Below are 1,130 nucleotides of genomic sequence, written 5' to 3'. Positions count from 1 at the left end.
TAAACCTAATCAATCTGTGTGGGTACTCATCAAAAATAATCTTCGTATAAGGAGGTGATCCAGCCCCAGGTTCCCCTAGGGCTACCTTGTTACGACTTCACCCCAGTCATGAACCACAAAGTGGTAAGCGTCCTCCCGAAGGTTAAACTACCTACTTCTTTTGCAGCCCACTCCCATGGTGTGACGGGCGGTGTGTACAAGGCCCGGGAACGTATTCACCGTGGCATTCTGATCCACGATTACTAGCGATTCCGACTTCATGGAGTCGAGTTGCAGACTCCAATCCGGACTACGACGCACTTTTTGGGATTCGCTTACTTTCGCAAGTTCGCTGCCCTCTGTATGCGCCATTGTAGCACGTGTGTAGCCCTACTCGTAAGGGCCATGATGACTTGACGTCGTCCCCACCTTCCTCCGGTTTATCACCGGCAGTCTCCCTGGAGTTCCCGACATTACTCGCTGGCAAACAAGGATAAGGGTTGCGCTCGTTGCGGGACTTAACCCAACATTTCACAACACGAGCTGACGACAGCCATGCAGCACCTGTCTCAGAGTTCCCGAAGGCACCAATCCATCTCTGGAAAGTTCTCTGGATGTCAAGAGTAGGTAAGGTTCTTCGCGTTGCATCGAATTAAACCACATGCTCCACCGCTTGTGCGGGCCCCCGTCAATTCATTTGAGTTTTAATCTTGCGACCGTACTCCCCAGGCGGTCTACTTAACGCGTTAGCTCCGAAAGCCACGGCTCAAGGCCACAACCTCCAAGTAGACATCGTTTACGGCGTGGACTACCAGGGTATCTAATCCTGTTTGCTCCCCACGCTTTCGCATCTGAGTGTCAGTATCTGTCCAGGGGGCCGCCTTCGCCACTGGTATTCCTTCAGATCTCTACGCATTTCACCGCTACACCTGAAATTCTACCCCCCTCTACAGTACTCTAGTTTGCCAGTTTCAAATGACCTTCCGAGGTTGAGCCCCGGGCTTTCACATCTGACTTAACAAACCACCTGCATGCGCTTTACGCCCAGTAATTCCGATTAACGCTCGCACCCTCCGTATTACCGCGGCTGCTGGCACGGAGTTAGCCGGTGCTTCTTCTGTTGCTAACGTCAAGCAACGCAGTTATTAACT

1 rRNA gene is annotated in these 1,130 nt (G+C 52.0%); it reads right to left on the bottom strand.

The annotated features are described in order from the left end of the window. Positions 1–47: 47 nt before the first annotated feature. A 16S ribosomal RNA gene (locus QQJ93_RS15820) occupies positions 48–1,130 on the bottom strand; the annotation flags it as partial.

It is taken from the genome of Vibrio algivorus (genome assembly GCF_030161215.1).
Classification (GTDB): Bacteria; Pseudomonadota; Gammaproteobacteria; order Enterobacterales; family Vibrionaceae; genus Vibrio; species Vibrio algivorus.
The sequence above is the reverse complement of the archived record's forward strand: the minus strand, read 5'-3'. Positions and strand labels throughout refer to the sequence as shown.